Here is a 24724-nt window from a genome sequence, read left to right on the forward strand (position 1 = left end):
CGCATGTCACCGGTTGGCGAGTTCGGCGAGCCGGTAGGCCAGCGTCGTGCGCACCGCCGGAACGCGGGTGACGAGGCGGATCGCGGTATTGCGCAGCACGCGGGCCGGTCGCGGGCGCAGGGTCGCCATCCGGGTCATGCGATCGGTGAAGGCGACCACGTCCAGCGCGACCGGGCGGCGAGTGCGCTCGTACTCGTCGAGCACCGTGTCGGGTTCACCTCGCAGGACCCGGGCCAGCAGCGTGCCCAGTAGGGCGGCGTCCTGAATGCCGGTGTTCATTCCCTGCCCACCGGCGGGGCTGTGCACATGTGCGGCGTCTCCGGCCAGCAGAATCCGCCCGGCGCGGTACCGGTCGGCCACGCGGTGATGTACGCGGAAACGTGAGCTCCACACCACCTCTCGCACCGTGGCGCCGGGGCAGCGGGCATCGAGCAGTGCTTGCACTTGCGCGCGGGTGGGCTGTTCGGGTGCTTCGGCGACGGTGGCGACGATGCGGAAACGATCGTGCTCGGGGTCCGGCAGCGGCGCGACGACGGTGATGCCCTCCGGTGAGACGTGCAGCGATACTTCGTCGCGTGGCGCGGGCCAGTCCATCCGCACATCCGCCAGGACGAACGATTCCGGATAGGTGGCGCCCGTGAATCCGATTCCCGCCGCCTCGCGGACCCGGCTGTGCATCCCGTCCGCCCCGATGACGTAGCCGGCCCGGATCGACCCGGATTCCCCTGCGGCATCGGTGAATTCGACGGTGACCGCCTCCTCGCCCGGTATGACCGCGGTAACCTCGACGGGCCGCAGAACCATTCCGCCCGCCCGCTGCAGCCGGTCGAGCAGGACCGCCTCGGTCGTCTCCTGGCCGATCATCAGCGTGTAGGGGAACGGTGTCGGCAGCCCGGAGAAATCGATGGTGGTCAGCCGATCGGTGCCTTCGTACATGACGAAGCGCGGTACCTCCAGGCCGCGATCGTGCAGGTCCGCGGCGATGCCGAATCCGTCGAGGACCTCCAAGGTCCGGGCATGGACCACCGCGGCGCGGGATGTGTTCGCCCCGGCGGCCAGCCGATCCAGCAGAACCACGTCGGCGCCGGCATCGGCGAGCGCGATCGCGGCGGTCAGCCCGGCGGGCCCGGCGCCGACGATGACGACCGCGGCGGTGGCAGGAACGGTGCTGTTCATGGCTACTCCCTCAGTTTGCCAACTTGTGTTGGCCAACGGCTGTTGACTCAAGAATAAGACCGCGGCCACTGGAAAGTCAACAGTTGTTGGCCTACGGTTGTAGGCATGAGTGAGGAAACTGCGCCGCGCCGCTCGGACGCCACCCGCGCGGCGATTCTGGAGGCGGCTCGCCGGCATTTCGCCCGTGAGGGATTCGCCAAGGCGACCATTCGGGCCATCGCCGCCGACGCCGGCATCGATCCGTCGATGGTGATGCGGTACTACGGCAACAAGGACGGCCTGTTCGACGCGGCGCTCGACGTCGATCTCGGCCTCCCGGATCTGGCGGCGGTGGCCGAGGACGAGTTGGGTGAGACGGTCGCGCGACGGTTCCTGGAACTCTGGGAGACGCCACCGAGTAACGAACTCCTGCTGACCCTGCTGCGTTCGTCGGTGTCGGACGAGACTGTGGCGCAACGGTTTCAACGCGTCTTCGCCGAACAGCTGATGCCGATGGTGACCCGGGTCGGCGATCCCGCGGACGCGCCGCGGCGAGCCGGATTGGTGGTCTCGCAGATTCTGGGGCTGGCGGTGTGCCGCTATGTGCTGCGTCTGCCGCCCGTGGTGGCGTTGACGGCCGAGGAGATCGTCGCGGAGATCGGTGCGACGGTGCAGCGGTATCTGGTGTCGGTGCCGAAGTGAGGGTCCGAGTGGTCCGGAGGCGGACATGAAAATGCCCCGAGTCCGGCGGGCTCGGGGCATCAGGGCTGCGGCGCGGTCCTCGAGTGTCGGCGCACGGCATCTACCTCCGTTCGATCGGGTGGGCGCTGTCCTGGTCGGTCAGCTGTGGAGACGCTCGACGAATGCGCGCAGGTTCGTGCGCACCCGCTCGGCCTTCTCCTCGTCGGTCAGATCCTCGCGGTAGCGGTTGCCCAGCGTCGGACGCTTCTTGTTGCGGGCGTACAGCGAACAGGCGAGATCGGTGCACATGTAGATGCCGATCGAATTACCGCGCCGCCCGGAGTCGCCGACCTTGTGCGCGGTGAGCAGCGACACGCCGCTACCGGTATGCGTGGTCAGGCAGATCGAGCACAGCTGGGCCCGGCCGGATACGCCCGTCTCGTAGCGCAGGGCCACGCCGACCAGTCGATCGTCCTGCGGGGTCACCAGATAGGCGCGGCCCGGCATCGACCGATCGTTCCAGCCGAAGAAGTCCAGGTCGTCCCACGGTTGCGCCTCGAGATCCCGGGGGACCGGCATGCGTTTGGCATCGCCCTTGGAACAGTTCACGAACGACGAGCGGATCTCGCGTTCGGTCAGTGGTTGCACGTGTTCACTCCCTTCCGAATGGATGAATGGAAAACGGAGCGAGGCTACGGCCACCGATCGCGGCGGGCAATCGAATATCGGCTCAGCCGGTGGTCCGCAGGCCGGCCAGGGTGACCGTGATCAGCCGTTCGGCCGCATCGGGTGATGTCTCGCACGCGACGCCGATCCCGTGGCCCAGGCGCAACAGGTCGCGTGGTTCGATCTCCGGGCGGATCAACCCGGCTTCCTGGGCCGGTTGCAGGATCGAGGTCGCGGCGTCGGTGATCAGATTCGAGCACAGCGTGAAGGTCTGCGATCCGCGGTCGATGGCGGCCTTGAGGGTCACCGCCAGGCTGCGTTTGTCCATCACGAACCGCACCTGGGCGCGGAACCACTGCTCCAGAGCGTCGAGCGGGGGGAGGGTTTCGGTCAGCTCGGCGGCGAGTTCGGCCAACGCCTCGATGCTCGACCGATAGACGGCCTCGATGAGTGCGTCCCGGTTGGGAAAGTGCCGGTAGAGGGTGCCCGGCCCCACCGCGGCGCGGCGCGCGACCTCGTCGAGGGGCGCCTCGGGGCCGTGCTCGGCGAACGCCTCGCGCGCGCATTCGAGTATGCGCTCGTAGTTGCGCCGCGCATCCGCGCGCATCGGACGCGGCGGCGCCGCGCGCCCGGACCCCTGTGTCGACGGTGCGCTCACGATTCCTCCAGTGGAAACGGACGAACTCTCCGCTTAGTCTTGCGTAACCGGAGAACTTCTCCATATGCTATCTCCATTGGAAACGGAGACAATCTCCGTTTAGTTCCGCATCCGATGGAGCCTCCTTGTCTACCTCCACGCCCTCTGCCTCTCTGCTTTCCTCGTCTGCGCAGGCCGGCGCGCCGCCCGGGCGCCTGCGCTCCGGAATCGTGCTAGTCACGCTGCTGACCTGCCAGTTGATGATCGTGCTCGACATCACCGTCATGAATGTGGCGCTGCCGCGCATTCAGCACGATCTGCACTTCAGTGCCACCGGCCTGTCCTGGGTGATGAACGCCTACACGCTGGTCTTCGGTGGGCTGCTGCTGCTCGGCGGACGGGCCGGCGACCTGTTCGGACGCCGGCGCCTGTTCATCCTCGGGACCGTGCTCTTCACCCTCGCCTCCCTCGGCGGTGGTCTGGCGCCGTCGGCCGCCTGGCTGATCGTCGCGCGCATCGTGCAGGGCCTGGGCGGCGCGATGGCCGGACCGAATACTCTCGCCCTGCTCACCACCACATTCGCCGATCCGAAGATGCGGGTCCGGGTGCTCGCCCTGTTCTCCGGAATGTCGAGTGCGGGATTCGCGATCGGGCTGATCCTGGGCGGGCTGCTGACCCAATGGCTGAGCTGGCGCTCGGTGCTGTTCATCAACGTGCCGTTCGGACTGGTGGTGGCACTGCTGGCGGTGCGGTATCTGCCCGACGCGCCGCGCCGTCGCGCGCACCTCGACCTCCCCGGCGCGGTGACCGCGACGGGTGCGGTGGCCGCGTTGGTCTACGGCTTCATCAGCGCGGCGGCGCACGGCTGGGACGATGTGACGACCGATGTGTCGCTCACGGTCGGCGTCGTCGCACTGGTGGCGTTCCTGCTCATCGAACGCCGCGCTGTCCAGCCGCTGCTGCCCCTGCACCTGTTCGCCGACCGCAATCGCGCCGCCGCGTACGCGAATATGTTCCTCGGCCCGATGGCGGGAACCTCGATGTTCTTCTTCCTCACCCAGTATCTGCAGGAAGTGCGGGGGATGAGCGCGCTGGCAACGGGTTTCGCCTTCCTGCCGACCGCGGTGACGATGTTCACCATGATCCGGCTGATTCCCCGCCTGCTGCCCCGTTTCGGACCCAAGCCGGTGACGCTGGTGGGGACGGCCGCGATGATCGCCGGACTGGTCCTGCTCACCTTGCTCGATACCGATACCGGTTACTTCCCGCTGCTCGCGGTGGCGACGGTCTTGATGGGATGCGGTATCGGCCTCGCGTTTTCGCCGCTGAACGTGATCATCATGGCGAATGTGGCGCCCGAGGAGGCCGGTGCGGCGGGCGGTGCGCTGCAGACGCTGCAGCAGACCGGTGCGGCGCTGGGGCTGGCGGTGCTGGTCACGGTTTTCGGCACCGCTGTCCGGGCCGCGTCCGGCTCGGCCGTGCATGTGCTGGTCTCCGGCATCACGACCGCCTTCGCCGCGGCGGCGGGGATCGCGGTACTGACATTGCTTGTGGCGTCGACATTTCGGAGCGTGCGGGCGCAGCGGTGAGCGCCGGGACGGCGGCCCTCGGAGATGCCCGGGGGCCGCCGTCCTCGATATCCAAGATCAACTTCGAGGCATATCGGACGATTCGAAACTCTTTGTCGCGCAGTGACTTATCCGAGATTCGACTCACAGGAACCTTTATGATTGCCGTGCGAAACTCGTCGCGATGCTCACCTATTTCGAAGCGATGGTCATCGGCGCGGTGCAGGGTTTCACCGAGCTGTTCCCGATCTCCAGTCTCGGACATTCGGTTCTCGTGGCGGCCTGGCTGGGTGGACGCTGGGGAGCGCTGGCCGACCGGGGCGGAACCGAATCCGCCGCAACCTATTTGGCGTTCGTCGTCGCCCTGCACGTGGCGACGGCGGTCGCGCTGGTGATCTACTACCGGCGCGACTGGTGCGCGATCATCGTCGGATTCGTCGAGATGGTGCGGACACGGCGCCTCGATACCGTTCCGCAGCGGCTGGCCTGGTTGATCATCGTCGCGACCGCGCCGGTCGCGGTGCTCGGCCCGCTGCTCGAACATCCTCTGCACGATGTCTTCGCGGCTCCGTTGTGCGCCGCGGCCTTTCTGACCGTCAACGGCGTGGTGCTGGTCGTCGGGGAGGGGCTGCGTCGCCGCAACGAGCCCACCCTCGCCGAATACGGCCGCCGCTTCGCCCTGAACCAGGCGAACGGCCGAACTCGCACGGCGACAACGCTTTCCCTCCCGCAATCGGACCGCCGCTTGGCGGCCCTCGACTCCCGGGATGCGGTCGGCATCGGCCTGGCTCAAGCCGGCGCCCTCCTCACCGGCTTCAGCCGGGCCGGCCTCACCATGGTCGGCGGTCTCTGGCGCGGTCTGGAGCACGAACACGCCGCCAAATTCGCCTTCCTCCTCGCCACCCCCGCGATCTTCGGCGCCGGGATAGTCGACCTCCCGGACCTGATATCCCCACGCGCCGAGGTGATCTGGGGGCCGATCCTCGTCGGCGCGGTGGTGTCCGGTGTCACGTCCTGGTTCGCCGTCCGCTATCTCGAACGCTACTTCCAGACCCGAACCCTGTTGCCGTTCGCGGCGTACTGCGTGATCGTGGGGGTGGTGTCGATCGTTCGATTCGGGTGAGCAGCGTAGCGGGCCGCTAGCGCGCCGCGGCGGGGCTGTTGTGGTACGCGGCAACCGTCCACTTGCCGTCGCGCCGGTGCAGGACCCAGGTCGCGTTGACGTACCGGTCGGCGGGGACGTCGATTTCGCCGGCGAACAGAATCGCGGCCCTGCTGACGACCACGGCATGGTCCGCGCCGAGGTATCGGATATCTCCGATGTCGTCGGTGACGGTCGAGTTCGCGAGAACGGTCTCGAAACTGTCCGCCATACCCTGCCGGATCTCCGCCCGGCTGCGCCGATAGGTCCCCGGCATGATCACCGTGGCGTCCTCGGCGTAGTCCGCGACGAAAGCGTCGGCGTCCCCGGCCGCCCAGGCCTTGTACTGATCGGCCAAGATCTGCGCGATGGCGGCCGAGTCGTCGGTTCGAGTCGTGGTCATGGCATGTCCTTCGTTCGTCGGCGTGGCCCTCGTTCGGGCCGTACACCCCTCCGACGCGCGAGCATCCCCCGAATCGACAACCCGAACGGGACTGCGTCACGTACCCGTGTCACGTACCTGCGCGCCTATCGGCCCGACGGACCGTCCTCGATGGGGTGTGGGAGCCGCCCGCGGTAACCGCGACCTACCGAATTCTCCAGCGGTCCGGAGCACAACTGCTCACACAGAAGGTGTGGACGAAAAAAAATCCCCTGACCAGTGCATCACTGATCAGGGGATTTTGTTCTGTGCCCTCGGCAGGATTCGAACCTGCGGCCTTCTGCTCCGGAGGCAGACGCTCTATCCCCTGAGCTACGAGGGCGGGGATTGGACCCGGTCGACACCAGTGGATACGTCGTCCGATCGGGCGGGGAAAGCGTATCGCATCACACGGCGTGCGCCAAAAGACAGGTCCGAGCAGGGATTCAGCGGCGGCGCGGCACTAACGCGTCGGCATCGGCGCACCCGGCATGCCGGGAATGGCGGGGATGCCGGGGATGCCGGCGGGGAGTTCGTCCATCTGACCGGTGGGTGGGACGGCCTTCTCCTTGTCGGCGTGGTGGCGCGATTTGGGGACGAAATAGACGACCAGCGCGACGACCAAGGCGGCGATCACCACGACCGCGCCGACCAGCGCCCAGGGAACACGCCGGTGCTTCGGCGGGTTGGAATTGCCGTTGTACGCCCCGCCGGGGGCGGATTTCGCGGCGGCACGAATCGCCTTGGCTGATTTCGCGCTGGTGTTCGGCATCGGCGTAGCGCTCTCTTCGGGTGTGTCGGAGGGGTACGGGCGCGGCGGGCCGGGGCCGCCGGTGCCGGATGCCGGGTGCGCCGAGCAGGTGCCCGCTGGCGGCGCACACCCGCTCGGACCATAGGATAGAGACTCGTGACTCCAGCTGACCTTGCAGAACTCCTTCGTGCGACCGCGGCGAAGGTGCTCGTCGAACGTGGATCCGACCCTGCGGTCCTGCCCGACGAGGTCAAGGTGGAGCGTCCCCGTAATCCGGAACACGGAGACTATGCCACGAATGTGGCCATGCAGGTGGGCAAGAAGGCCGGAATGAATCCGCGCGAACTGGCCGCTCTGCTGGCCGCCGCGCTGGCCGCCACCGACGGCATCGAATCGGCCGATGTGGCCGGTCCGGGCTTCCTCAACATCCGTCTCGCCGCGGCCGCCCAGGGCGCCATCGTGGAGCAGATCCGCGCCGCGGGCGCCGCCTACGGCACCGCGCAGACGCTCGCCGGCACCAAGATCAACCTGGAATTCGTCTCCGCCAATCCGACCGGCCCGGTCCATCTGGGCGGCACCCGCTGGGCCTCGGTCGGCGATGCGCTGGGCCGCATCCTGGCCGCTCAGGGCGCCGACGTGACCCGCGAGTACTACTTCAACGACCACGGTGCGCAGATCGACCGCTTCGCCGAATCGCTGGTCGCCGCCGCCACCGGCGCGCCCACCCCGGAGAACGGCTACGCCGGCGCCTACATCTCCGATATCGCCGGCCAGATCACCGCCGCGCATCCGGATGCGGTCACGCTGCCGGAGGACGAGCGGCACGAACTGTTCCGCCGCGAAGGTGTCGAGCTGATGTTCGCCCACATCAAGCAGACGCTGCACGATTTCGGCACCGATTTCGACGTGTACTTCAACGAGAGCTCGCTGTTCGCCTCCGGTGCCGTCGAGAAGGCGCTCGACCAGCTCAAGGCCTCGGGCAACCTGTACGAGAAGGACGGCGCCTGGTGGATCGCCAGCACCGAATACGGTGACGACAAGGACCGCGTCGTCATCAAGAGCGACGGCAAATCCGCCTATATCGGCGGCGACATCGCTTACTTCCAGAACAAGCGCTCGCGCGGGTTCGACCTCTGCATCTACATGCTCGGCGCCGACCATCACGGCTACATCGGCCGGTTGAAGGCGGCGGCGGCCGCGTTCGGCGACGATCCGGACACTGTCGAGGCGCTGATCGGGCAGATGGTGAATCTGGTGCGCGACGGTGTGGCGGTGCGGATGAGCAAGCGCGCCGGCACGGTCGTCACTCTCGACGATCTGGTCGAGGCGATCGGCGTCGACGCCGCCCGTTACGTGCTGGTGCGCAGTTCGGTGAACTCGAGTATCGATATCGACCTGGATCTGTGGACCAAGCAGAGCAGTGAGAATCCGGTCTACTACGTGCAGTACGCGCACGCCCGCACCTGTGCGGTCGCCCGCAACGCCACGGACTTCGGATTCGCCGGTGTCACACCGGATCTCGGTCTGCTGTCCGCCGACGAGGAGGGTGAGCTGATCCGCACCCTCGGCGAGTTCCCGGCCGTGGTGGCGAGCGCGGCGAGCCTGCGCGAACCGCACCGCGTGGCCCGTTATCTGGAGGAACTGGCCGGCGCCTACCACCGCTTCCAGACCAACAAGACGCTGCGGATCCTGCCGCAGAACGACGACCCGGTCCTGCCGGTCAACGCCGCCCGCCTGCAACTGGTCGACGCCACCCGTCAGGTGCTGTCCAACGGTCTGGCGCTGCTGGGCGTATCCGCCCCGGAGCGCATGTGAACCGCCGTCGGTCAGGTCATCGTGTGAGGAAGGAACTATTGTGAGTGCGCATCCGGCGGGACCTCGCCACGCCGAGATCCCCCACGCCCCCAACCTGCCGGAGCGGCCCGCCGACCCCCGCGCGATGATCGACCTGCCCGAAAAGGTCTGGCCCCGCAACGCCTCTCGCGACGCCGACGGCGTGGTGCGCCTGGCCGGTATGCCCGTCACGCAGCTCGCCGCCGAATTCGGCACGCCACTGTTCGTGGTCGACGAGGACGACTTCCGTTCCCGCTGCCGCGATATGGTCCGCGCCTTCGGTCCCGGCGCGCGAGTCCACTACGCGTCCAAGGCATTTCTGTGCGGCGAGATCGCGCGCTGGGTGCGTGACGAGGGCCTGCACCTGGACGTGTGTTCCGGCGGTGAACTGGCTGTGGCGCTGCACGGCGGCTTCCCCGCCGAGCGAATCGCCTTGCACGGCAACAACAAATCGGTCGCCGAGCTGGAGCAGGCCGTCGCGGCGGGCGTCGGGCACGTCGTGGTCGACTCGCTGATCGAAATCGAGCGCCTGGAGGCGGTCGCCGCCCGCGCGGGCGTGGTGCAGGACGTGTTGGTCCGCGTGACCGTCGGCGTGGAAGCGCATACGCACGAATACATTTCGACCGCGCACGAGGATCAGAAGTTCGGCTTCTCGATCGCCGGCGGCGATGCGATGGAGGCGTTGGCACGGGTCTTCGAGGCGGACAATCTGCGCCTGGTCGGCCTGCACAGCCACATCGGATCGCAGATCTTCGACATCGACGGCTTCGAGATCTCGGCGCGGCGCATGTTGCGACTGCTGCGCGATGCGATCGAGAAGTTCGGCGTCGAGCGAACCGAACAGATCGCGATCCTGGATCTCGGTGGCGGGCTGGGCATTTCGTATCTGCCGAGCGACGATCCGCCGCCGCTGGACGACTTCGCCGCGAAGGTGCGCGACATCGTCGAGGTGGAGGCGGCGCAGATCGGCCTGCCCACCCCGACCATCGCGGTGGAGCCCGGCCGCGCGATCGCCGGCCCCGGCACCGTCACCCTCTACGAGGTCGGTACCACCAAGGACGTCTCGCTCGACGCGGGCGCGCAGCGCCGCTACGTCAGCGTCGACGGCGGGATGAGCGACAACATCCGTCCCGCGCTGTATCAGGCCGACTACGACTGCCGGCTGGTATCGCGCTCCAGCGAGTCCGCCCCCGTGGTGGCGCGTGTGGTCGGAAAGCATTGTGAGAGCGGCGATATCGTCATCCGGGACACCTGGATGCCCGCCGACGTCGGACCGGGAGACCTGGTTGCGGTCGCGGCCACGGGAGCGTACTGCTATTCGATGGCCAGCCGCTACAACATGCTCACCCGCCCGGCCGTGGTCGCGGTCCGCGACGGGCAGGCGCGGCTGCTGCTGCGCCGCGAGACGGTGGCGGATCTGATGAGCCTGGAAGCGACGGAGGTGCACTCATGACCGAGGCGACGAACCAGGCCCGAGGCGGTGCGTTCGGAATCGAACATCCCATCGGGGTCGCGGTGCTCGGCATGGGCAATGTCGGCACCGAGGTGGTGCGCATCCTGCGCGACCACGCCGACGACCTGCGCTCGCGGGTCGGCGCCCCGGTGGTGCTGCGGGGCGTCGCCGTCCGGCGCCTCGACGTCGACCGCGGCATTCCGGCCGAGCTGCTGACCACCGACGCCGAAGCGCTGGTCGCCCGCGACGACGTCGACCTGGTGGTCGAGGTGATGGGCGGTATCGATCCGGCTCGCAAGCTGATCCTGTCCGCGCTCAACGGCGGCAAGTCGGTGGTGACCGCGAACAAGGCGCTGCTGGCCGACTACACCGGTGAGCTGGCCGCGGCGGCCGAGGGCAGCCGCGCCGACCTGTACTTCGAGGCCGCGGTCGCCGGCGCCATCCCGGTGGTGCGCCCGCTGATCCAGTCGATGTCCGGCGACCGGGTGAACCGGGTGGTCGGAATCGTCAACGGCACAACAAATTTCATTCTCTCGGCGATGGACGAGACCGGCGCCGACTACACCGATACGCTCGCCGAGGCGACCCGGCTCGGCTACGCCGAGGCCGATCCCACCGCCGATGTGGAGGGGTACGACGCCGCCGCCAAGGCCGCGATCCTGGCCTCGCTGGCCTTCCACACCCGCGTCACCGCGGCCGATGTCTACCGCGAGGGCATCTCGAAGATCACCGCCGAGGATCTGGAGACCGCGGCGGCGGTCGGCTGCACCGTGAAGCTGCTGGCCATCTGCGAGCGGATGCCCGGCGGCGAGCGGCTGTCGATGGACGGTTCGGCGGTGGCCGCGCCGGGCGAAGCGGGCAGCACGCCCGCCGGTAAGGACCGGGTGTCGGTGCGCGTCTACCCGGCGTTGATCCCGCGGCGGCATCCGCTGTCGTCGGTGAACGGCGCCTTCAACGCGGTGGTGGTCGAGGCCGAGAACGCCGGCCGGCTGATGTTCTACGGCCAGGGCGCGGGCGGCGCGCCGACCGCCTCGGCCGTCATGGGCGATCTGGTGATGGCGGCCCGCAACAAGTTCTACGGTGGCCGCGCACCGGGTGAATCGGTTTATGCTGAGCTGCCGATCGCGCCGATCGGCGACATCCCGACCCGCTATCACGTGAACCTGCAGGTTGCCGACCGCACCGGGGTTCTGCAGGCGGTGTCCGGCAAATTCGCCGAGCACGGTGTCAGCATCTCGACGGTCCGCCAGGAGGGACACGACGAGGGCGCCCGACTGGTCGTGGTCACCCACCACGCACCGGAGTCGGCGCTGGCCGATACGGTGGCAGCACTTGCCGAGCTGGAATCCGTCACGTCCGTGACCAGCGTCTTGAGATTGGAAGGCACCGAGGAATGAGTCAGACAGGAGCGCCGCCGTCGGCCGGGGCCGTGCACACTCCGTGGCCGGGGCTGATCGCCGCCTATCGGGAACGCCTGGCGGTCGGCGCCGACTGGGAGCCGGTCACCCTCTACGAGGGCGGCACGCCGCTGGTGCCCGCGCATCACCTGTCCGAGCTCACGGGCTGTGAGGTGTATCTCAAGGTCGAGGGCCTCAACCCGACCGGTTCCTTCAAGGACCGCGGCATGACCATGGCGATGACCGATGCCAAGGCCCGCGGCCAGAAGGCGGTGCTGTGCGCCTCCACGGGTAACACCTCCGCGTCGGCGGCGGCCTACGCCACCCGGGCCGGCATGCACTGCGCGGTGCTGATCCCGCAGGGCAAGATCGCGATGGGCAAGCTCGCGCAGGCGGTCATGCTCGGCGCCAAGATCATTCAGGTCGAGGGCAATTTCGACGACTGCCTCGAGCTCGCCCGCAAGGTCACCTCGGACTTTCCCGAGGTCGGTCTCGTGAACTCGGTCAACCCGGCCCGCATCGAGGGGCAGAAGACCGCGGCCTTCGAGATCTGCGACGCGCTGGGCAAGGCCCCCGATGTGCACGCCCTGCCGGTCGGCAACGCGGGCAACATCACCGCGTATTGGAAGGGCTACAGCGAATATCACGCCGACGGCCTCACCGCGAGCCGTCCGCGCATGCTCGGTGTGCAGGCCGCCGGGGCCGCGCCGCTGGTCAACGGCGCGCCGGTGAAGGACCCCGAAACCATCGCGACCGCGATCCGGATCGGCGCGCCCGCGTCCTGGAACAGCGCGGTGGCCGCCAAGGAGCAGTCCGGCGGCGCCTTCCGGGCCGCCACCGACGAGGAGATCCTCGCCGCGTACCGCTTGGTCGCGAGCACCGAGGGCGTCTTCGTGGAACCCGCCTCGGCCGCGAGCGTGGCCGGTCTGCTGGCCGCGCGCAAGGAGGGCTGGCTCGATTCCGGGCTCACCGTCGTGTGCACCGTGACCGGCAACGGTCTCAAGGATCCTGACACCGCGCTGCTGGGTATGCCCGCGGTCGAGGCGGTCGCGGTCGATCCGGTAGCGGTGGCTCGCGAGCTCGAGTTGGCCTGAGTTGAGTGCGCGCGAAGGTCAGCTCAGTGAGCGGGCGCGGCGAGTCGACCCCGCAGCGCCTTCGTCGGACGGCGCCGAGCGACAGCACGGTGCCGCGGTGACGCGAACCCTGCCCCCCGGAATCACGGTCACGGCCCGGGTGCCCGCCTCCAGCGCCAATCTCGGACCCGGATTCGATTCGCTCGGTATCGCTTTGGGGCTGTACGACGAAATCGTGGTACGTACCACCGATTCCGGGCTTACCATCCGAGTGGAGGGTGAGGGCGCCGACGACGTTCCTTGGGGCCCTTCACATCTGGTGGTGCGCGCGATCGAACGCGGTCTGGAAGCCGCGGGCGTGTGGGCCGACGGGCTGGACGTGGTGTGCCGCAACGTCATTCCGCATTCGCGCGGGCTGGGATCCTCGGCCTCGGCGGCGGTCGGCGGCCTCGCCGCCGCGCGCGGACTGGCCGCGAAATTCGACCCGGCGCTGACGGGTTCGGATGCCGAATTGGTGCAGCTGGCTTCGGAATTCGAGGGACATCCCGACAACGCGGCCGCCAGCGTGCTCGGCGGCATCGTGGTGTCGTGGACCGAATCCGACCGGGCCGGCGAACTCGACGCGAGCAGTTCGGTCGAGCACCACCAGCGCGTCTACCGTGCGGTGCGGCTGGATCCGCACCCGCGACTGCGCGCGACGGTGCTGATCCCGCAGGAGCGGTCCTCGACCGCGCACACCCGCGGCCTGCTGCCGGAGATGGTCCCGCACGGCGACGCCGCGTTCAACGTCAGCCGCGCCGCGCTGTCGGTGGTCGCCCTGACCGAGCGTCCCGACCTGCTCCTGCCCGCGACCCAGGACCGTCTGCACCAGGGTTATCGCGCCGCCGCACTGCCGCTGACGACCGCTTGGATCACCCGGCTGCGCACCGCCGGACTCGCCGCGATGGTGTCGGGCGCCGGTCCGACCATCCTGGCGCTGGGCACCGGAGAATTTCCGGACGACCTGCGCAAACTCGCCGAGGACGACGGTTTGCGCGTGGTCGAACCCGACATTTCCGCGGGTGTACGCGTGGATTGATGGCGTGGCTGCCTTGCTGACGTGGTCATACAGAGCTATCCTGAGCACGTCCGTACATCGTGCGCGTCAGACGCCGGTGCTTCATCAGGGCAATCGCTCCAGCAGGCTCCTTGCTCAAGCTCGGTGGCTCGGGGGCTCGAATCACTCGGGACTTCGACCTCGACGTCGGGGACAGCGACTGGAATGATCACTCCCACTCAATGAACCGGTGGCCGTGACCAGGTGGTGATTCCATCGGTCCGGCGGGGCAGGCGATACGGCATCCGAGCTCGGCACAGTGATCGGGCTTCGGGACGAACCCTCGAATATGCACACGGCAATCGAGGGAAGGAAAGGATCTCCGTGACAGATACGGACCTGCTCGCGACACCCGGGGTGGACACTGCAAATCCCTCGGACGGCCGCGAAAGTGACTCCGGACAGATTTCGAAGATGAGCGAACACACCGACGTCGCACGATCGGGGCTGACTGGAATGTTGTTGCCGCAGTTGCGTGCGCTTGCCGGAGAGCTCGGTATCCGAGGCACATCCGGAATGCGTAAGGGCGATCTCATCGCCGCCATCAAGGAAAATCAGGCTTCCGCCGGCGCCGGCAAGTCCGCGCGTGGTGGCCGGGGTGATGCGAAATCCGCCGAAGCGGACGCGGGCGCCGAGCCCGCCGCGAAGTCCGCGTCGAATGCCGGCGCTGCGACCGAATCCGGCGCGGCGGCGAAGACGGACTCCCCCCAGACCTCCGAGAACGCCGCCGAGTCCACCGGCAAGGGCCGCGCCAAGAACGATGCGCCGAAGGGCACCCGCAACGGTGCCGCGCGCGGTCAGCAGCAGACTCTCGACGGTGTCGGCACCGAGAACGCGTCCGCCAAGGCGGAAACCGCGGAATCGGCTGCGCGCCCGGCCGATTCGGGTGACGAGTCCGGCCGTGACGGCGGCCAGCGTGGCCGCGGCCGCCAGCGTCGTGGCCGCGACCAGCGTGGCGAGGGCGGCGACAACCGTGGCGACAACCGCGGTGGTGAGGCTCGCGCCGAAACCAAGACCGAACCGAAGGCCGAGGGCGGCGACGCCAAGGCGGATCAGGAGTCGGGCGATCGTCGCCGCGACCGCAACCAGTCCGGCGGTCAGAACCAGGCCGGCCAGAACGGCGCCGCCCGCGGTGGCGACCGTGGCGGAGACCGTGGTGGCGACGACGAGGAAGGTGGGCGCGGGCGCCGCGGCCGCCGGTTCCGGGAGCGCCGTCGTGGCGGGCGTGACCGTGAGGGCGGCGAGGGCCGCGAGGTCGAGATTCGCGAGGACGACGTCCTGCAGCCGGTCGCCGGCATTCTCGACGTGCTGGACAACTACGCGTTCGTCCGCACCTCCGGCTACCTGGCCGGCCCGAACGACGTCTACGTGTCGATGAACCTGGTGCGCAAGAACGGCCTGCGCCGCGGCGACGCGATCACCGGTGCGGTGCGTGCTCCGCGCGAGGGCGAACAGGGCAACCAGCGGCAGAAGTTCGATCCGCTGGTGCGGCTGGACACGGTCAACGGCTCGGATGTCGAATCCGCCCGCCGCCGGCCGGAATTCAACAAGCTCACCCCGCTGTACCCCAACCAGCGGCTGCGGCTCGAGACCACGCCGAACAAGCTGACGACTCGCGTGATCGATCTGATCATGCCGATCGGTAAGGGTCAGCGTGCGCTGATCGTGTCGCCGCCCAAGGCGGGTAAGACCACGATCCTGCAGGACATCGCGAACGCGATCGCCACCAACAACCCCGAGTGCTACCTGATGGTGGTGCTGGTGGACGAGCGTCCCGAAGAGGTCACCGATATGCAGCGCTCGGTGCGCGGCGAGGTGATCGCCTCCACGTTCGACCGTCCGCCGAGCGACCACACCTCGGTCGCCGAGCTCGCCATCGAGCGGGCCAAGCGCCTGGTCGAGATGGGTCAGGACGTCGTCGTGCTGCTCGACTCGATCACCCGGCTGGGTCGTGCGTACAACAACTCCTCGCCGGCCTCCGGTCGCATCCTGTCCGGTGGTGTGGACTCGACCGCGCTCTACCCGCCCAAGCGGTTCCTCGGCGCGGCCCGCAACATCGAGAACGGCGGCTCGCTGACCATCATCGCCACCGCCATGGTGGAGACCGGTTCCACCGGTGACACGGTGATCTTCGAGGAGTTCAAGGGCACCGGTAACGCCGAGCTCAAGCTCGATCGCAAGATCGCCGAGCGCCGCGTGTTCCCGGCCGTCGACATCAACCCGTCCAGCACCCGCCACGACGAGCTGCTGATGTCGCCCGACGAGATGGCGGTCATCCACAAGCTGCGCCGGGTGCTCTCGGGCCTCGATTCGCAGCAGGCGATCGACCTGCTCATCGACCGTTTGAAGAAGTCGAAGAGCAACGTCGAATTCCTGATGACGGTCTCGAAGACCGCGCCGGGCGCCTTGGACGAATAGGAGAGCAGTACATCTCTCCGTGCCCGGTGCGCACCCGCAGGTGCCGCTCGGCTCGCGATAATGCGGCCCCGCTTCGGCGGGGCCGCATTGCTGTCTGCGGTAACCGTGCACGTCGATGATCGCGTCGCCGGTCGGCGCGTGGCGGGGCCGGCGAATAGAACAGCAGGCCGATCACCGCGGCGCCGGTGATCAGGCAGATCAGAATCAGGGCGGTGACGCCGGTGATGGACCCGGTGGAGACCGAGGTCGCGGCGAATTCGTAGGGCCGATCCGGTCCGGCGGGCGTCGCGACGGTCGCGCGGGGCGGGGTGCCGGAGGCGGTCAGCCACCCGGTGACGACGAGTGCGCCCAGCGTGGCCAATACGGTCGCCGCGCCGATTTCCTTCGCATGTCCGTGGCCCGGCACCGGGTGGATGGTGCGGTCTCCGAGGCGGCGGTCTCCGGGGCGGGGCTCGCCGACGGCCGGGGCGCGCGATCTCCTACTCGCCCCCCGCGCGGTGTGGAAATTCACTGCTGTCCTCGGATCGTCGGTTCGATTGCCATGGGTCTTCTTCCTGCACCGAATCTACGAACAAAGGTGTTCATATTCCCGAGTAGCCGACTACTCGTTTTCAGGGTGGCTCGAGAATCGCGAGTACGCGTGCCGTCACTTCCTTGGGGTGTGCGGCCTTCCGGGGCGCGCCGATGCCGGAACAAATCCGGTGCGGGGTGCGTTGTGAGTGCGTATCGGCGGTTCTGGCATACTGGACCGTCGGTGCGTCTGCGATCGGCAGACCATCCCGCCTAGTCGGTTCCGGTTCACGTCCAGCACGGCAGCACGGCAGATACAGCCGTGGGCCGGGGCGACCCGGGGCCAGATCGAGAGGACACCCATGAAGGCAGGAATCCACCCGGCATACGTGCCGACCACCGTTGTCTGCGGTTGCGGCAACACCTTCCAGACTCACAGCACCAAGGAGTCGGGCCACATCACCGTCGAGGTCTGCTCGCAGTGCCACCCGTTCTACACGGGCAAGCAGAAGATCCTCGACACCGGCGGTCGCGTCGCCCGCTTCGAGGCCCGCTACGGCAAGCGCGCCAAGAAGGCCGAGGGTTCGGAAGCCAAGTAGCTGCCCCGCCAACGCCCGTCCTGCATTCGCAGGCCGGGCGTTGGTGCGTTTATAGGTGACCGAAAGCTCCCAGCAGGAGGCATAACCGCCATGGCCGACAAGATCACGGCCCCATCCGCCATCGACGACATTCTCGCCGAGCACGCCGGCCTGGAAACCCAGCTGTCGGATCCGGCGCTGCACAACAATCCCGGTGAGGCCCGTCGCGTCGGTAAGCGGTTCGCCGAATTGGCGCCGATCATGTCGACCTACACCAAGCTCACCGCGGCACGCGACGATCTGGCCGCGGCCCGGGAGCTGGCAACCGACGACTCGTCCTTCGCAGCCGAGGTGCCCGGCCTCGAACAGCAGGTCGAGGAACTGGAGAAGACGCTCACCGATCTGCTCGCCCCCCGCGATCCGCACGATGCCGACGATGTCGTGCTCGAGGTGAAGTCGGGGGAGGGCGGCGAGGAGTCGGCCCTGTTCGCCTCCGATCTGGCCCGCATGTACATCCGCTACGCCGAACGGCACGGCTGGAAGGTCGAAGTACTCGACGCCAACGTGTCCGACCTGGGTGGATACAAGGAGGCGACGCTGTCGATCAAGAGCCGCGAGCCCAGTCGCGACGGCGTCTGGTCCCGGCTGAAGTTCGAGGGCGGGGTCCATCGCGTGCAGCGCGTACCGGTCACGGAATCGCAGGGGCGCATCCACACCTCGGCGGCCGGCGTGCTGATCTACCCCGAACCCGACGAGGTCGAACAGGTCCAGATCGACGAATCCGATCTGCGCATCGACGTCTACCGCTCCTCCGGCAAGGGCGGCCAGGGCGTCAACACCACCGACTCCGCGGTCCGCATCACGCACCTGCCCACGGGCATCGTCGTGACCTGCCAGAACGAACGCTCGCAGCTGCAGAACAAGATCCGCGCGATGCAGGTGCTCTCGGCGCGGTTGCAGAGCCTGGCCGAGGAACAGGCCGAGGCCGACGCGGCCGCGGGCCGCGCGTCACAGATCCGCACGGTCGACCGCTCCGAGCGCATCCGCACCTACAACTTCCCCGAGAACCGCATCACCGACCACCGCATCGGCTTCAAGGCCCACAATCTGGATTCGGTGCTGGACGGCGAACTGGACGCGCTGCTGGACGCTCTGGGCGAAGCCGATCGCACCGCCCGGCTCGCGGCGGAATGATGCCGGACCCGGGCGAGTCGGGCAAGCACCGGCTGCCGCTGCGACCCGCGATCGTCGACGCGGCCCGCACGCTCGCGGCGGCCGGGGTGCACAGCCCGCAGATCGACGCGGAATTCCTGGCCGGCTTCGTCCTCGAGGTCGAGCGTTCGCGCCTGGCGCTGATCCCGACGGTCACCCCGGAACAGCTCGCACGGTTCCACAAACTGGTGGCCCGCCGGGCCGAGCGGGTGCCGCTGCAGCACTTGACCGGCGCGGCCTCCATGGGTGAGGTGGATCTGGCGGTGGGCCCCGGCGTCTTCATCCCCCGACCGGAGACCGAGCTGATCTTCGCGTGGGCGCTGGCCCAGCTCGAGGCGGCGGGCCACGAGCACCCCCCGATCGTCGTCGACCTGTGCACCGGATCGGGCGCGCTGGCCCTGGCGATCGCCAACGCCCGTCCCGACGCCGAGGTGCACGCGGTCGAAATCGACGCCACCGCAAGGCAATGGGCGCAGCGCAACGTCGATCGGCAAGCGGCGCAGGGAGATACGCCGATCGTTCTGCATGCCGGCGATGTCACCGACGCGCACGTGCTGGCCGAGCTGGACGGCCGCGTCGACGTCGTGGTCGCCAACCCGCCCTACATCCCCACCGGCGCACGGCTGGATCCCGAAGTGGCCGAACACGATCCGCATCTCGCGCTGTTCGGCGGCCCGGACGGACTCGAGGTGATCGCCCCCATGGTCGCCACCATCGCGCGGCTGCTGCGGCCCGAGGGCGTGACCGCCGTCGAACACGACGACTCGCACGGTGCCCAGGTCGCGGCGTTGTTCGCCGGGCATGGCGGATTCTCCGACATCGTCGAACATCCGGATCTGGCCGGCCGGCCGCGCTTCGTCGCCGCCCGTCGCACTCGCTGACGCGCGGATTGCCGAGAATTTGCGCGAAGCCGGGCAACGTGCCGTGAGACACATTCAATAGACTCACCGCCGTGAGTACCGTCTACGACTGCTCCGATCCCGATTCTCGTGCCGCCGGATTGACCGCCGCGCGGACCACCTTGAAATCCGGACGGCTGGCCGTCATCCCTACCGATACGGTCTACGGAATCGCCGCGGACGCGTTCGATTCCACGGCTGTGGCCGGTCTGCTGGCGGCCAAGCGGCGCGGGCGCGACATGCCCGTGCCCGTGCTGGTGGGCTCGTGGAACACCATCGACGGACTCGTCTTCTCCGTGCAGCCGCAGGCACGGGATCTGATCCGCGCCTTCTGGCCGGGCGGGCTGAGCCTGGTCGTGCAGCAGGCGCCCTCGCTGGCCTGGGATCTCGGCGACGCCCGGGGCACGGTGATGTTGCGCATGCCGCTGCACCCGATCGCGCTGGAACTGCTGCGCGAGGTCGGCCCGATGGCCGTATCGAGCGCGAACGTCTCCGGGCAGCCGCCCGCCACGACGGTCACCGAGGCGCGACACCAGCTCGGGAACCAGGTCGGCGTCTACCTCGACGGCGGCCCGGCCGAACACGGCGTGCCCTCCACGATCGTGGACCTGACCGGCGACCGCCCGCGGGTGCTGCGGGCCGGCGCGGTGACCGTCGCGCAGGTCGCCGAGGTGCTGGGCATGGCGCCGGACGAACTCTCGCCCGAGACCACCCGCTGACGGCCTGGTAGATGGTTTTCAGTCAGGGTGCGGTCGTCCCGCTGCGCGAGCTGCTTCTGGTGCTGCTCGTGTCCGCGGTGGTGACGATGTTGTCCACCGGCGGAATTCGCGTGCTGGCCATCGGTTTCGGCGCCATCGCGGTGCCACGCGATCGTGATGTGCATCTCGAGCCGATTCCCCGCATGGGCGGGGTCGGCATCTATCTGGGCGTACTGGCCGCGGTGCTGTTCGCCCACCAGCTGCCGGCGCTGCGCCGCGGTTTCGACTACCCGCGCGACATTCCGGCCGTGCTGGTCGCGGGCACGCTGATCGTCCTGGTCGGCATCGTCGACGACCGCTGGGGCCTGGACGCGCTGACGAAGTTCGTGGGCCAGATCTCGGCCGCCGGGGCGATGGCCGTGATGGGCCTGAGCTGGGTGGCCATCTACAACCCGTTCAGCAACACCACGGTCGTGCTCGACCAGCTGCAGGGCTGGGTGGTCACGGTGGCCATCACCGTCACCATGATCAACGCGATGAACTTCGTGGACGGCCTCGACGGTCTCGCGGCCGGGCTGGGGCTGATCGCCGCGGCGGCGGTCTTCGTGTTCACCGTGGGTTTGCTCTACCAGCAGGGCGGTGCCACCGACGGCTATCCGCCTGCCCTGCTGGCCGCGGCGCTGGCGGGCGGATGTCTGGGATTTCTGCCACACAATTTCCACCCGGCGCGAATATTCATGGGCGATTCCGGCTCGATGTTGATCGGTTTGATGCTCGCCGCGGTGTCGACCGGCGCGTCCGGCCGAATTCCGCTCACCGGATACGGGCCGCGCGACATCGTGGGTCTGCTGTCACCGCTGTTGCTGGTGGGAGCGGTGATGTTCATTCCGGTATTGGATCTGGTGCTGGCGATCGTGCGTCGCGTGCGCGCGGGTGTGAGTTTCTCCACTCCCGACAAAATGCATTTGCATCACCGTTTGTTGCAGATCGGCCATTCGCACCGACGCGTGGTGTTGTTGATCTATCTGTGGGTCGGCGTGCTCGCATTCGCGGCCGTCGGAACGTCTTTGATGGACCGTCGCGTGGTGGTTCTGCTGTTCGCGGCGGGTTTGGTTTTCGCCCTGGTTGTGACGGCCGTCCCATCGCTGCGCGAAGTGGTCGGGCTCCGCGGTCGCCGCAAGTAAGGAACGGGTAAAGTGGCTCGACGTGAGCACGGCACCCGAATTGCACCCCGACGCGCCACTTCGAGCAGCGCTGCGTTACGGCATCGCCGGATTGTGCGTGCTGGTGGTGGTTTCGGTCGTCGCCGGCTCGATCGTCGCGGGCTGGGCCGGTTTCTGGGGCGCGCTCATCGGATCCGCGATCGGTGGTTTCTTCATTCTCACCACGGCCGCGCTTGTGCTGTTCAGTGCGAAATTGGATTCCGGCATTCAGGGCATGGTGATGCTGGCGAGCTGGATCGGCAAAATACTGGTCGTGATGATCGTGGTCGCGATCTTGCACCAGTTCGATTTCTACAGCCCCGGCACCCTCTTCCTGACCGTCGTAGGCGCGTTGCTGATTGTTCTCGGAGCCGAGACGTACGGGCTTCTGCGCCAACGTGTTCCGGTGATCGACCCGCCCGCGGGCTCCGCCGACCAAGATCGTTCGAACGTGTGAACAAGACCCCCTACACGTTGTCGTAGATACCTTGGTAAACTCTTTACCGTAAGCATCCGAACCAACGGGGCCGACCGCATCGTCGCCGGTGCGAGAGGTTATGCTTGCTGCCGTGCCGGTCCTTCGGTGAGAAGATCCGGCCCTGCACCGTCGACGATGTCGCCGACGTACAGACGCCACAGCGGGACTTCCCGCGCAGCTGCTGACGAACTTCGAGCCGACCTGAGTCGACCCACCTGATCGTCAATGTCCGATCGAACCGCGAGATGGAACATGTCTCGCGGCCCGAACACGGGAGAGAACGCTGAGCGTCACCACTTTGGCGGGCGAGTTCCACGCGCCTTCGCTGCAAGACTTCTTCCCTCCGGCTGTGCTGTTCGAGGGGACGCCTTTCGAGCTCGACCGTTTGATGCTCATTCGCATCATCATGGCGGCAGTCCTGGTCGCGGTCATGTTGCTCGCATTCCGGAGCCCGCGCCTGGTGCCGCGCGGACTGCAGAACGCCGCGGAAATCGGTCTGCTGTTCGTTCGGGAGCAGATCTGCGAAGAGGTGCTCGGCAAGGAAAGTGGCCGCCGGTATTTCCCGTTGATCGCCACGATCTTCTTCACGGTGCTGTTCCTGAACTTCTCCAGCGTCATCCCGTTCTTGAACATCTCCTCGAACGCACGCGTCGGTATGCCGTTGGTGCTGGCGGTCATCGCCTATATCGCCTTCAACTACGTGGGTATCCGCAAGTACGGCTTCTGGAAATACATGCGCTCGTCCATCGTCGTGCCGAATGTTCCGGTCGCGCTGCACGTGCTGCTGATTCCGATCGAGTTCATCTCGACCTTCATCCTGCGTCCGTTCACGCTGACCGTCCGACTCATGGCCAACATGCTGTCCGGTCACATCATGCTGGTGCTGTTCTTCAGCGCCACCCAGTTCTTCCTCTTCGACGCCGCTTCGTGGATGAAGATCTTCTCGCCGTTCTCCTTGCTCGCGGGATTCGGATTCACCCTGTTCGAACTCCTGGTGATCTTCCTGCAGGCCTACGTGTTCGCGCTCCTGACGGCCGTCTACATCGGCCTCGCGCAGCACGCCGACTCGCACTGACCGCACGACCGCACAAGAACTGCCCCACCGGCCGCCGGGCGGGTGGGCAACAGAAAGGGAAAGAAATCTCATGAGCCTCTCCTACGTGGCCGCCGAACTCGCCCAGACCTCGGATCGGGTCAAGGGCTACGGCGCTATCGGTTACGGTCTGGCCGCGATCGGCCCGGGTGTCGGCGTCGGCATCGTCGTCGGTAAGGCGATCGAGGGCATCGCCCGTCAGCCCGAGCTGCAGGGCACCATCCGGACCAACATGTTCCTGGGTATCGCGTTCACCGAGGCCCTCGCGCTGATCGGCCTCGTCGCCGGCTTCATCTTCTGATTCCGATGAACAGCATGTACTTGCTCGCCGAGAATGCAGAGGACAAGAACCCTCTGATTCCGGAGCCATACGACATCGTCTGGTCGGTGGTGTGCGTTGTCGTCATCGGGATCCTGTTCTACAAGTACGTGGTTCCTCGATTGACGAAGGTGCTCGACGAGCGCTCGGAGAAGATCGAAGGCGGCATGGCCAAGGCCGAGGCCGCGCAGGCCGAGGCGCAGGAAACCCTGCAGCAGTACCAGCAGCAGCTGGCCGAGGCTCGGCTCGAGGCCGCGCGCATCCGTGAGGAAGCGCGTACCCAGGGCCAGCAGATCCTCGCGCAGCTGCGCTCGGAGGCTCAGGCCGAAGCCGATCGCATCGTCTCCGCCGGTCACGCCCAGCTCGACGCGCAGCGTCAGCAGATCGTGACCGAGCTCCGGTCCGAGCTCGGCCGCACCGCGGTCGACCTGGCCGAGAAGATCATCGGGCAGTCCGTGGCGGACGAAGCCAAGCAGGCGGCGTCCATCGATCGGTTCCTCACCGAGCTGGATCAGAAGGCCGGCATCGGGGTCGGAAGGTAACCTGCGCCTGAGAGGTCTTGTCGGTGACGCAAGTCACCGGCGCCCGACCACTCCGGGCCCCGGAATTCAACACAGTGAAAGTGGGAAGCATGTACGCAGCGAGCCGCGAGGCGAGTTCCCGTGCGAGGGAAGCTCTTTCGGCCGCACTCACCGGGAGTGACTCCGTCGCCGCCACGACGGGCTCCGAACTGTTCGCCGTAGTCGCCGTGCTCGACGACCAGCGTTCGCTGCGTGTGGCGCTCGCGGATAAGTCGGTGTCGAGTTCGGTGCGTGCCGAACTGGCCGAACGCGTTTTCGGCGGCAAGATCAGCGCGGCCACCCAGGCCGTGCTGACCACTGCCGTCGCCCAGGACTGGTCTCGGACCCGAGATCTGGTCGACACCCTGGTGCTGCTCGGGCAGGAGGCGCTGTTGCGCGCCGCGGCCGACCGCGGACGTATCGACGCCGTCGAGGACGAGTTGTTCCGGCTGGGCCGCACCGTCGAGGACAACCCGGATCTGGAGCAGGCACTCACCGATCGAGGTAAGCCGGCGGCCGCCAAGCGCGACCTGCTGGCGCGGCTGCTCGCCGGGAAGGTCGAAGACGTCACCATGCAGCTGGCCGAGCAGGCGGTCGGCCGGTCGCGCGGTGATGTCGGCGTCGCCTTCGACCAGCTGTCCGATCTGGCGGCGTCGCTGCGCAAGCAGATCGTCGCGCACGTTCGTTCGGCGACGGCCCTGACGCAGCAGCAGCGGGAGCATCTCGCCGCATCGCTGCAGCGAATCTACGACAAGCCGGTCACCATCCACGTGCAGGTCGATCCGGCACTGCTGGCCGGTGTCGTCGTGCGCATCGGCGACGACGTCATCGACGGCAGCGCCGTCGGCCGACTGCAGCGCCTGCGCCAGGCCCTGGCCTAGCCGA

Annotated in this window: 24 protein-coding genes and 1 tRNA gene; 19 read left to right on the plus strand and 6 right to left on the minus strand. The window is 67.8% G+C overall.

Features of this window, described 5'->3' with window-relative positions:
* Positions 1 to 6: 6 nt before the first annotated feature.
* Positions 7 to 1176 carry an FAD-dependent oxidoreductase gene (locus NE2_RS14575; RefSeq protein ID WP_063026459.1) on the minus strand — a complete coding sequence of 390 codons (1170 nt, stop codon included), beginning with the start codon at positions 1174 to 1176 and terminating at the stop codon, positions 7 to 9.
* 105 nt (positions 1177 to 1281) lie between these two features.
* On the opposite strand from NE2_RS14575, the gene NE2_RS14580 reads away from it, so the two are divergent.
* Complete coding sequence (locus NE2_RS14580; RefSeq protein ID WP_063026461.1) at positions 1282 to 1857, plus strand: TetR/AcrR family transcriptional regulator; 576 nt, start codon at positions 1282 to 1284, stop codon at positions 1855 to 1857.
* Positions 1858 to 1995: 138 nt separating this feature from the next.
* On the opposite strand, the gene NE2_RS14585 is transcribed toward NE2_RS14580, so the two are convergent.
* Together NE2_RS14585 and NE2_RS14590 are read right to left on the minus strand one after the other, a co-directional pair.
* The gene (locus NE2_RS14585; RefSeq protein WP_063026463.1) at positions 1996 to 2484 is read right to left on the minus strand and encodes an FBP domain-containing protein; all 489 of its coding nucleotides are present in this window, start codon (positions 2482 to 2484) and stop codon (positions 1996 to 1998) included.
* An 82-nt stretch (positions 2485 to 2566) separates the two neighbouring features.
* Positions 2567 to 3160: a TetR/AcrR family transcriptional regulator gene (locus NE2_RS14590; protein ID WP_233429782.1), complete on the minus strand. Its 594-nt coding sequence runs from the start codon at positions 3158 to 3160 to the stop codon at positions 2567 to 2569.
* 209 nt (positions 3161 to 3369) lie between these two features.
* On the opposite strand from NE2_RS14590, the gene NE2_RS14595 reads away from it, so the two are divergent.
* Positions 3370 to 4728: an MFS transporter gene (locus tag NE2_RS14595; protein ID WP_218018608.1), complete on the plus strand. Its 1359-nt coding sequence runs from the start codon at positions 3370 to 3372 to the stop codon at positions 4726 to 4728.
* Between the two features lie 163 nt (positions 4729 to 4891).
* Positions 4892 to 5830: an undecaprenyl-diphosphate phosphatase gene (locus NE2_RS14600; RefSeq protein WP_063026467.1), complete on the plus strand. Its 939-nt coding sequence runs from the start codon at positions 4892 to 4894 to the stop codon at positions 5828 to 5830.
* 16 nt (positions 5831 to 5846) lie between these two features.
* On the opposite strand, the gene NE2_RS14605 is transcribed toward NE2_RS14600, so the two are convergent.
* The 3 genes from NE2_RS14605 to NE2_RS14615 all read right to left on the minus strand — a co-directional run bounded on the left by NE2_RS14605 (position 5847) and on the right by NE2_RS14615 (position 7041).
* Positions 5847 to 6251 (minus strand): SgcJ/EcaC family oxidoreductase, encoded by a 405-nt coding sequence (locus NE2_RS14605; RefSeq protein WP_063026470.1) that lies wholly within the window; start codon positions 6249 to 6251, stop codon positions 5847 to 5849.
* 288 nt (positions 6252 to 6539) lie between these two features.
* A tRNA-Arg gene (locus tag NE2_RS14610) sits at positions 6540 to 6612 on the minus strand.
* Positions 6613 to 6732: 120 nt separating this feature from the next.
* Positions 6733 to 7041: a hypothetical protein gene (locus NE2_RS14615; protein ID WP_063015844.1), complete on the minus strand. Its 309-nt coding sequence runs from the start codon at positions 7039 to 7041 to the stop codon at positions 6733 to 6735.
* 135 nt (positions 7042 to 7176) lie between these two features.
* On the opposite strand from NE2_RS14615, the gene argS reads away from it, so the two are divergent.
* The 16 genes from argS (at position 7177) to NE2_RS14695 (ending at position 24720) form a co-directional block, all read left to right on the plus strand.
* Positions 7177 to 8835, plus strand: a complete 1659-nt coding sequence (gene argS, locus NE2_RS14620) for an arginine--tRNA ligase (protein WP_063026472.1) — start codon at positions 7177 to 7179, stop codon at positions 8833 to 8835.
* Positions 8836 to 8875: 40 nt separating this feature from the next.
* A complete protein-coding gene (lysA, locus tag NE2_RS14625) occupies positions 8876 to 10306 on the plus strand; it encodes a diaminopimelate decarboxylase (protein ID WP_063026474.1) in 1431 nt (476 codons plus the stop codon).
* Entirely contained in the window at positions 10303 to 11703 is a 1401-nt protein-coding gene (locus NE2_RS14630; protein ID WP_051757223.1) for a homoserine dehydrogenase, read from the plus strand. Before lysA ends, NE2_RS14630 begins: the two co-directional genes overlap by 4 nt.
* A complete protein-coding gene (thrC, locus tag NE2_RS14635; RefSeq protein ID WP_063026476.1) occupies positions 11700 to 12797 on the plus strand; it encodes a threonine synthase in 1098 nt (365 codons plus the stop codon). Before NE2_RS14630 ends, thrC begins: the two co-directional genes overlap by 4 nt.
* A gap of 97 nt (positions 12798 to 12894) precedes the next feature.
* Complete coding sequence (gene thrB, locus NE2_RS14640; RefSeq protein WP_063026483.1) at positions 12895 to 13854, plus strand: homoserine kinase; 960 nt, start codon at positions 12895 to 12897, stop codon at positions 13852 to 13854.
* A 432-nt stretch (positions 13855 to 14286) separates the two neighbouring features.
* On the plus strand, positions 14287 to 16290 hold the full coding sequence (gene rho / locus NE2_RS14645; protein WP_228816564.1) for a transcription termination factor Rho: 2004 nt from the start codon (positions 14287 to 14289) through the stop codon (positions 16288 to 16290).
* 872 nt (positions 16291 to 17162) lie between these two features.
* A complete protein-coding gene (rpmE, locus tag NE2_RS14650) occupies positions 17163 to 17399 on the plus strand; it encodes a 50S ribosomal protein L31 (protein ID WP_030518286.1) in 237 nt (78 codons plus the stop codon).
* Positions 17400 to 17489: 90 nt separating this feature from the next.
* Positions 17490 to 18572 carry a peptide chain release factor 1 gene (gene prfA, locus NE2_RS14655; protein WP_063026485.1) on the plus strand — a complete coding sequence of 361 codons (1083 nt, stop codon included), beginning with the start codon at positions 17490 to 17492 and terminating at the stop codon, positions 18570 to 18572.
* A complete protein-coding gene (prmC, locus tag NE2_RS14660) occupies positions 18569 to 19471 on the plus strand; it encodes a peptide chain release factor N(5)-glutamine methyltransferase (RefSeq protein WP_228816566.1) in 903 nt (300 codons plus the stop codon). The genes prfA and prmC overlap by 4 nt, the downstream gene beginning before the upstream one ends.
* A 71-nt stretch (positions 19472 to 19542) precedes the next feature.
* A complete protein-coding gene (locus tag NE2_RS14665) occupies positions 19543 to 20208 on the plus strand; it encodes an L-threonylcarbamoyladenylate synthase (protein WP_036498542.1) in 666 nt (221 codons plus the stop codon).
* An 11-nt stretch (positions 20209 to 20219) separates the two neighbouring features.
* Entirely contained in the window at positions 20220 to 21371 is a 1152-nt protein-coding gene (locus NE2_RS14670; RefSeq protein ID WP_030518282.1) for an MraY family glycosyltransferase, read from the plus strand.
* Between the two features lie 22 nt (positions 21372 to 21393).
* The gene (locus NE2_RS14675; RefSeq protein WP_030518281.1) at positions 21394 to 21846 is read left to right on the plus strand and encodes a Cg1360 family ATP-synthase-associated protein; all 453 of its coding nucleotides are present in this window, start codon (positions 21394 to 21396) and stop codon (positions 21844 to 21846) included.
* A gap of 319 nt (positions 21847 to 22165) precedes the next feature.
* The gene (atpB, locus tag NE2_RS14680; protein ID WP_081879867.1) at positions 22166 to 22942 is read left to right on the plus strand and encodes a F0F1 ATP synthase subunit A; all 777 of its coding nucleotides are present in this window, start codon (positions 22166 to 22168) and stop codon (positions 22940 to 22942) included.
* A 70-nt stretch (positions 22943 to 23012) separates the two neighbouring features.
* Positions 23013 to 23261 carry an ATP synthase F0 subunit C gene (locus NE2_RS14685; protein ID WP_025347580.1) on the plus strand — a complete coding sequence of 83 codons (249 nt, stop codon included), beginning with the start codon at positions 23013 to 23015 and terminating at the stop codon, positions 23259 to 23261.
* Between the two features lie 5 nt (positions 23262 to 23266).
* Positions 23267 to 23821 (plus strand): F0F1 ATP synthase subunit B, encoded by a 555-nt coding sequence (locus NE2_RS14690; RefSeq protein WP_039776814.1) that lies wholly within the window; start codon positions 23267 to 23269, stop codon positions 23819 to 23821.
* Between the two features lie 89 nt (positions 23822 to 23910).
* A complete protein-coding gene (locus NE2_RS14695; protein ID WP_030518278.1) occupies positions 23911 to 24720 on the plus strand; it encodes a F0F1 ATP synthase subunit delta in 810 nt (269 codons plus the stop codon).
* Positions 24721 to 24724 lie beyond the last annotated feature (4 nt).

The sequence above is a fragment of the Nocardia elegans NBRC 108235 genome (genome assembly GCF_001612845.1).
GTDB lineage: Bacteria > Actinomycetota > Actinomycetes > Mycobacteriales > Mycobacteriaceae > Nocardia > Nocardia nova.